The sequence below is a fragment of the Acetobacterium sp. genome (genome assembly GCF_041752335.1).
Classification (GTDB): Bacteria; Bacillota; Clostridia; order Eubacteriales; family Eubacteriaceae; genus Acetobacterium.
This window is the reverse complement of the sequence record NZ_JBGSHG010000109.1, coordinates 1-8417: the sequence shown is the minus strand read 5'-3', so window position 1 is coordinate 8417 and position 8417 is coordinate 1. Positions and strand designations below refer to the sequence as shown.

The window sequence follows — 8417 nt, the reverse complement described above, 5'->3', positions numbered from 1 at the left end:
TATTGTTAACTAACTTTGTTACAACAATATCTCCGTAAATAGGATCAGGTAAAACTTCTCTTTTTGGAACAGGTCCTTTTCTAGGCACTTTACTTCCCTCCTTAACATTTTTATGTTCATCGGTACTCGACATCCAACGTTACGTTGTTGTGCGTATAGCGTCTCTAACATATATTTGGTCTCGATCTATTTTATACGAGCGCTTGAATATGCAGCACTATGCACTACTACTTTTTAGGCTTTTTAGCCCCGTATTTGGATCGAGCTTGTCTACGAGCGTCAACACCAGCGGTATCAAGCGCACCACGGATAATTTTGTAACGAACCCCTGGTAAATCCTTGACACGTCCACCTTTAATAAGAACAATACTATGTTCCTGTAAATTGTGGCCAACACCGGGAATATAAGCTGTTACTTCCATTCCGTTAACGAGACGAACTCTGGCGATTTTTCTTAGCGCCGAGTTTGGTTTCTTTGGTGTGGATGTTCTAACTGCTGTACATACGCCTCTTTTTTGAGGGTTTGCTTTCAACGCTGGAGTTTTTGTTTTTTCTACCATGCGTTTTCTTCCTTTTTTTACAAGCTGATTAATTGTAGGCATTTAGTCCTGCACCTCCTTTTAATATTAATATATCAATAACCGAAACGATTATTAATGACTTGTGATGGAACCAGGGCTGCCTCATAGACAACCCCGATTCGGATTATTTTATAATGGCAATGACGGCTGCAGCCCGATCTATCCCGCCGGCTTTTCCGAGTCCCACCTTGGTTTCAACCCGTTCAACCGTGATCTGATGGTTATCACAGCATTCGACAATGCTTTTTTTGATACTTTCATCGGTATCTTCTGCCAATATGACTTTGATTGCTTTGCCTTCTTTCACAGCCTTAAGAGTTTGTTTCATTCCAATCACTTTTGAAAAATCAACAAATTGATTCATGGGTTCCTCCTTCTTGCTGTTCATGTATTTCTCTAAACACACCTAATAACTATACATGTTTGAGTCAAAAATGTCAAGAATTATTCTTTGGTTAAGAAATCTAGGTCGAAGATATCCAGATCGGTAATAATAGCATCTTCTGTTTCTTCCTGTTCTTCTTCAACATAGGCGTTTAAAATATCATCATCAAAAACAATGTCCAGAGATTCGATAACAGAGTCTTCTTCGATCATATCTTCGTAAACATCTTCCTCTTCCCGTTCATAAACCAGATCAATGTCACCGTACATCTTCACACCGGTACCAGCTGGCACCAATTGTCCGATAATAACATTTTCTTTAAGTCCAATCAGTGGGTCGACCTTGCCTTTAATGGCGGCGTCGGTCAGGACCCGGGTGGTTTCCTGGAAGGATGCTGCTGATAAGAATGAGTCAGTTGCTAAAGAAGCTTTGGTGATTCCCAAAAGTTCCCGACTGGCGGTGGCTTCTTCTGCGCCTGCTTCCCGGGCCGCTTTGTTTTCATCTTCAAAATTAAAGATATCCACTAAGCTGCCGGCCAGTAAGGCCGTGTCACCAGGGTTTTCAATCTTAACTTTTCTAAGCATTTGGCGGATAATAACTTCCAAATGCTTGTCGCCAATGTGTACCCCCTGCATCCGGTAAACTTTCTGTACTTCCTGAAGTAAATATTGTTGAACATGGTCAATTCCCTGAATCCTTAAAATATCACTGGGGTTAATCGAACCTTCGGTAATTTCATCCCCGGCAATAACCTGATCACCAGTGTGAACCCGCAGTCGCGAGCCGTAGGGAATGAGGTAGACCTTCATATCTCCATCAGCTCCGGTAACAACGGCTTCGGTTTTCTTTTGGGTATCCTGTATTTCCACGCGACCGTCAATTTCTGAAATAATCGCCTGACCTTTTGGTTTCCGGGCTTCAAAAAGCTCTTCAATACGGGGCAAACCCTGGGTGATATCATCAGCTGAGGCAACCCCGCCAGTATGGAAGGTACGCATGGTCAGCTGGGTACCCGGTTCACCGATGGACTGGGCGGCGATAATACCAACCGCTTCGCCGATTTCAACCGGTCGCCAGGTGGTTAAATCCACCCCATAGCAAGTCTTACAGACCCCATATTTGGACTGACAATTAAACGCCGCCCGGATTAATACTTTTTCAATGCCGGCTTTATCAATGTTCTGAGCCATTTCAGTGGAGATGATCTCATTGGCCGGAGCCAATATTTCTCCTGTTTTGGGATCAGTAATATCTTCAAAAGCATAGCGGCCCACCAATCGTTCCTGGAGGGTTTCAATAATTTCGCCGTGATCATTAATGGTTGATACTTCGTAGCCCCGGGTGGTGCCGCAATCATCCTCACGGACAATTACATCCTGGCTGACGTCAACCAGACGTCGGGTCAGGTAACCGGAATCGGCGGTTCGCAGAGCGGTATCCGCCAGACCTTTTCGGGCCCCATGGGTAGAGGAGAAAAACTCCAATACATTTAGCCCTTCACGGAAGTTGGAGCGAATTGGCAGTTCGATGATGCGACCACTTGGGTTGGCCATCAGACCACGCATCCCGGCCAGCTGCCGGATCTGGTTCTTACTACCTCGGGCCCCGGAATCCGCCATCATGTTAATTGGATTCAGATCTTCAAGGTGATCTAACAGCGCCTCGGTGACCTCGTCGGTGGCTTTGTTCCAGATCTCGACAACGTTGTTGTAACGTTCATCATCACTGATAAAACCTTGACGATAGAGGTTCATATTTTCAGTGATCTTGTCATCGGCGCGAGCCAGGATTTCCTCTTTGTTTTTAGGAACTTCCATATCACTAACCCCAACGGTAATCGCACCTCTGGTTGAGAATTTAAAACCTAAGCGTTTAATTTCATCCAATACTTCGGATGTTTTGGTGGGTCCATATGTTTTATAGCAGCGTTCAACAATTTCCGACAATACTTTTTTATTAACCTGTCGGTCAACTTCTAAGGCAAATTTTTCTTCGATGGTGTCACGTTTAACAAAACCCAGTTCCTGAGGAATAATGGTATTAAAAATAAACCGGCCCACGGTCCCATCGACTAAACGGGTCATTTCTTCGCCATCAATTTCTTTGGTAATTCGCACCTTAACCTGGGAATGAAGCTCGACCTCTTTATTGAAGTAAGCCATTTCCATTTCGTCCAGATCACGGAAGACACTATTTGTGCCTTTGCCATCTTTCTTATAGATGGTCATGTAATAGGTACCTAAGATCATATCCTGGGTTGGAGCAACAACCGCCGTTCCATCTTGCGGTTTAAGAATATTATTGGACGCCAGCATCAGGAAGCGGGCTTCTGCCTGAGCTTCTACTGATAAGGGTACATGGACAGCCATCTGATCGCCATCAAAATCGGCATTGTAGGCGGTACATACCAGCGGATGGAGTTTGATCGCCTTACCTTCAACCAGAATCGGTTCAAAGGCCTGAATACCCAGACGATGAAGGGTCGGTGCCCGGTTTAACAGCACCGGATGTTCCTGAATAACATCTTCCAGTACATCCCAGACCATCGGATCCAGTTTTTCGACCATTTTTTTGGCACTTTTAATGTTTTGCGACAGGTTGCGACCAACCAGTTCCCGCATTACAAATGGTTTGAATAATTCAATTGCCATCTCTTTCGGGAGTCCACATTGGAACATTTTCAGATCCGGTCCGACAACGATAACCGAACGGCCGGAGTAGTCAACCCGTTTCCCCAAAAGGTTCTGCCGAAAACGACCCTGTTTACCCTTAAGCATATCACTAAGCGATTTAAAGGGACGGTTACCCGGGCCGGTGACGGCGCGGCCGCGGCGACCATTGTCAATCAGTGCATCGACGGCTTCCTGGAGCATCCGTTTTTCATTTTGAACGATGATATCCGGAGCATCCAGTTCCAGCAGTTTTAACAAGCGGTTGTTTCGGTTAATTACCCGTCGATACAGATCATTCAGATCCGAGGTGGCAAAACGACCCCCGTCTAATTGGACCATCGGCCGCAATTCCGGCGGAATAACCGGGATGGTTTCCAGAATCATCCATTCCGGACGGTTACTGGAATTTCTGAAGGCTTCGACGGCTTCCAGACGTCGGGCCACCCGAATTTTTTTCTGACCTGAACTGCCTTTGAGTTCTTCCTTCAGTACGGCTGATTCCTGATCCAGGTCAACCAGTTTCAATAATTCCTGAATCGCTTCGGCACCGATGCTGGCAGTAAACTTATTGCCAAACTGACTTTTCGCTTCTTTATATTCTGCTTCGGTGAGGATCTGTTTGAAATCAAAATTACTTTCGCCCGGATCGGTAACCACATAGGCGGCAAAATAAATAATTTTTTCCAGATTTCTGGGAGACATTTCCAGGATCAGTCCCATTCGACTGGGAATTCCTTTGAAATACCAGATATGCGAAACCGGAGAGGCCAGTTCAATATGCCCCATCCGCTCCCGTCTGACCTTAGCCTTTGTTACTTCAACCCCACAGTTTTCACAGACAATGCCTTTATGACGAATACGCTTGTATTTACCACAGTTACATTCCCAGTCTTTCTGCGGTCCAAAAATTTTCTCACAGAACAACCCCTCTTTTTCTGGTTTCAGGGTTCTATAATTAATGGTTTCCGGTTTTTTTACTTCTCCACGTGACCACTCTCTGATTTTTTCAGATGAGGCCAATCCGATTTGTAAGGATTTGAAGGTGAATTCCTCGTTTAACAAATGGCTTCGCTCCCTTCTTTAATAAATTTATTCTTATAATAATATGTCGTCTTCGTCATCATCAATGCTCTTAATCTGGAAGCTGTCTTCCAATTTCACGTCATCGCCAGCTTCGGAAATTTCAGTACTGCCAATTTCAATCGCCAGTTCTTCCAAAGGATCCCGTTCATCCATCTCATCATCAAGCAATTTAATCATTTCCTGATCATTGAGAATGTTCACATCCAGACCTAAACTCTGGAATTCTTTCATCAGTACCTTGAATGACTCTGGTATCCCTGGTTTAGGAATATTTTCGCCTTTGACAATGGCTTCGTAGGCTTTAACCCGGCCGACCACGTCATCTGACTTGATCGTCAAGATTTCCTGCAGGGTATGGGCGGCGCCATAGGCTTCCAGGGCCCAAACTTCCATTTCTCCAAAACGCTGGCCGCCAAATTGAGCTTTACCACCCAAAGGCTGCTGAGTAACTAAGGAGTAGGGTCCAGTTGAACGGGCATGCATTTTATCATCAACCAAATGGTGAAGTTTTAAAATATACATATAACCGACAGTTACCTTATTATCAAAAGGCTCGCCACTGCGGCCATCGTAAAGTTGGATCTTACCGTCTTCCGGCAGATTGGCCTGGACTAACAGATCCATAATATCCTGTTCATTAGCGGGATCAAAAACCGGGGTGGCAATATGCCAGCCGATGGTTCGCATCGCCAGTCCCAGATGGACTTCCAATACCTGACCAATGTTCATTCGCGAAGGAACCCCCAGCGGATTAAGAACAATCTCCAGCGCGGTTCCGTCTGGCATAAACGGCATATCTTCTTCCGGCAAAATTCGGGAAATTACCCCTTTGTTACCATGACGACCAGCCATTTTATCACCGACAGAAATTTTACGTTTAACCGCGATCAGAACGCGTACCAGGGTATTAACCCCCGGTTTTAAATCTTCATCTTTATTTTCTCTTGAGAAGACCTTAACATCCAGGACAATCCCGGATTCTCCATGCGGAACTTTTAGTGAGGTATCCCGGATTTCCCGGGCTTTTTCGCCAAAGATGGCGCGGAGCAGTTTTTCTTCAGCAGACAGGTCGGTTTCACCCTTTGGTGTGACCTTTCCAACCAGAATGTCATCCGATTTAACCTCGGCACCGACAAAGATAATTCCCCGTTCATCCAGGTTCTTCAATGCATCTTCGCTGACATTGGGGATATCCCGGGTGATTTCTTCCGGTCCCAGTTTGGTTTCCCGGGCTTCGGCTTCGAATTCTTCAATATGGATCGATGTAAAGACATCTTCTTTTAACAGTTTTTCATTGATCAGGATCGCATCCTCGTAGTTGTAACCTTCCCAGGTCATAAAGCCCATGAGAATATTTCGGCCCAGTGCCAGTTCACCCATTTCGGTGGAAGGACCATCAGCGATGATTTCTCCAGCCTGGACATATTGTCCTTTATTGACCAACGGTTTATGGTTCATACAGGTACCCTGGTTGGAGCGTTTAAACTTAAGTAAGGTGTACTTATCAAGCTCGCCGTTATCGGTGCGGATGTGAATGGCTGATGCCTCCACCCGTTCGATGGTTCCAGCATTTCTGGCAATCACACAGACACCGGAATCCTTGGCGGCCTTGTGTTCCATCCCAGTACCGATAACCGGGGCTTTCGGAATCAGCAGTGGCACGGCCTGACGTTGCATGTTGGCACCCATCAGGGCCCGGTTGGCATCATCATTTTCAAGGAACGGAATCAGCGATGTCGCGACCGAAACGATCTGTTTTGGCGAAATATCCATGTAATCCACCCGATCTGGGGCAATCAAAACAAAATCCCGTTTGCTGCCGGCCCGGCCGGTTACCTGTTTACGGGCAAAGCGATTGTCATCATCCAGCGGTTCATTGGCCTGAGCAATGGTGTATCGACCTTCTTCATCAGCGGCCAGATAATGAATTTCATCAGTGACGACGCCATCATAGACCTTCCGATAAGGGGCTTCAATGAAGCCATATTCATTGACCCGGGCGTAGGTACTAAGCGATCCGATCAGTCCGATGTTCGGACCTTCAGGGGTTTCAATCGGACACATCCGGCCATAATGGCTATGGTGCACATCGCGAACCTCAAACCCGGCCCGCTCACGGCTTAACCCGCCTGGTCCCAATGCCGATAAACGTCGCTTATGCGTCAGTTCCGCCAAGGGGTTGGTCTGATCCATAAACTGCGACAGCTGGGAGCTACCGAAGAATTCTTTTAAAGCGGCGTTGACCGGACGGGTATTGATTAACCCTTGCGGCGTTAAAATTTCATCGTCCTGGACTGACATTCGTTCCCGGACCACCCGTTCCATCCGGGATAACCCGATCCGGAACTGATTTTGCAGAAGCTCGCCCACTGAACGCAGACGACGATTGCCTAAATGGTCAATATCATCGATGGCGCCGATGTCATAGTCAAGACCAATAATATAAGAGATCGAGGCGTGCAGGTCAGAGATCAGCACATGCTTGGGTACCAGCTCATCCATTCGCTTTTTAATCGATTTTTTCTTTTCTTCATCGGTCATGTCTGATTCTAAAATCTCTTTTAACACTTCAAAACAGACATTTTCGGTGATGTCCAGATCACTGATATCAAAGGGTAGATCCTGGGCATTGATGTCAACAAAACCGTTTCCGATGACCCGGACGACTTTATCTTCGACCTTGACATCAACGACATTAATCCCGGTATTCTGAATATCGGTGGCTATCTCGATGGAGATGATTTCGTTCTCTTCAACGTAGACTTCACCGGTTTCTGGATTAACCACGGTATTGGCAGCCCGTTGGCCAGCGATCCGGGTGGCCAGCGATAATTTCTTGTTGTATTTATGACGGCCGACCTTGGCCAGGTCATAGCGACGATCGTCAAAGAACATCGAATTAAGCAGAGATTGGGCGCTTTCCACGGTTGGTGGCTCGCCGGGTCTTAAGCGTTTATAAATCTCGATCAAACCATCCCGGGTTGATTTCATATTGTTGTTTTCATCTTTTTTGATCGTTTCGATGAGTCGGTAGTCGTCGCCGTAAAAATCAAGAATTTCCTGATTGGTTCCCATCCCCAGGGCGCGAATCAGCGCGGTGATGGGTAATTTACGGGTTCGGTCAATTTTAACGTACATGATGTCATTGGAATCTGTTTCATATTCCAACCAGGCACCACGGTTAGGAATAACCTGGGCTGAGAACAATTTCTTACCCAGTTTATCGCGGCTCAAGGAAAAATATGCCCCTGGTGATCGCACCAGCTGGCTGACGATAACCCGTTCCGCTCCATTGACAATGAAGGTTCCGGTATCGGTCATTTTATGCAAATCGGCCATATAAACCTTTTGCTCTTTAACTTCGTTCTTTTCCTTATTTATTAAACGAACTGTTACTTTTAGCGGTATAAAGTAGGTTTGATCCCTCTCTTTACACTCCTCCACTGAATACTTCGGTTTTCCCTCTATGGAATAATCCACAAATTCTAAAACCAGATTTCCAGTGTAGTCTTCGATTTTATCAATATCATCAAAAACCTCTTGGAGTCCTTTTTGAATAAACCAGTTGTATGAATCTTTCTGAACCTCAATCAGGTTCGGCATTTCAATAACTTCTTTGATTTTAGAAAAGCTTTGGCGTGTTCTTAAACCATCTTTTTCAGGATGCAACATTACCATCCAATATCACCCCTCGCA

4 protein-coding genes and 1 pseudogene are annotated in these 8417 nt (G+C 45.7%); all 5 read right to left on the bottom strand.

Going from position 1 to position 8417, the window contains the following annotated elements:
- Positions 1-88, bottom strand: a pseudogene (locus tag ACEW8F_RS13425) (30S ribosomal protein S7); the annotation flags it as partial.
- 139 nt (positions 89-227) lie between these two features.
- Positions 228-602: a 30S ribosomal protein S12 gene (gene rpsL, locus ACEW8F_RS13420; RefSeq protein WP_304887212.1), complete on the bottom strand. Its 375-nt coding sequence runs from the start codon at positions 600-602 to the stop codon at positions 228-230.
- Positions 603-705: 103 nt separating this feature from the next.
- Positions 706-945 carry a L7Ae/L30e/S12e/Gadd45 family ribosomal protein gene (locus ACEW8F_RS13415; protein ID WP_373483975.1) on the bottom strand — a complete coding sequence of 80 codons (240 nt, stop codon included), beginning with the start codon at positions 943-945 and terminating at the stop codon, positions 706-708.
- 80 nt (positions 946-1025) lie between these two features.
- Positions 1026-4700 carry a DNA-directed RNA polymerase subunit beta' gene (gene rpoC / locus ACEW8F_RS13410; protein WP_373483974.1) on the bottom strand — a complete coding sequence of 1225 codons (3675 nt, stop codon included), beginning with the start codon at positions 4698-4700 and terminating at the stop codon, positions 1026-1028.
- A 33-nt stretch (positions 4701-4733) separates the two neighbouring features.
- Positions 4734-8393: a DNA-directed RNA polymerase subunit beta gene (locus ACEW8F_RS13405; RefSeq protein WP_373483976.1), complete on the bottom strand. Its 3660-nt coding sequence runs from the start codon at positions 8391-8393 to the stop codon at positions 4734-4736.
- Positions 8394-8417 lie beyond the last annotated feature (24 nt).

What these genes read in the sequence shown, in the direction of transcription:
- rpsL (WP_304887212.1), bottom strand. Translation starts at nt 602, where the DNA reads ATGCCTACAATTAATCAGCTTGTAAAAAAAGGAAGAAAACGCATGGTA.
- ACEW8F_RS13415 (WP_373483975.1), bottom strand. Translation starts at nt 945, where the DNA reads ATGAATCAATTTGTTGATTTTTCAAAAGTGATTGGAATGAAACAAACT.
- ACEW8F_RS13405 (WP_373483976.1), bottom strand. Translation starts at nt 8,393, where the DNA reads ATGTTGCATCCTGAAAAAGATGGTTTAAGAACACGCCAAAGCTTTTCT.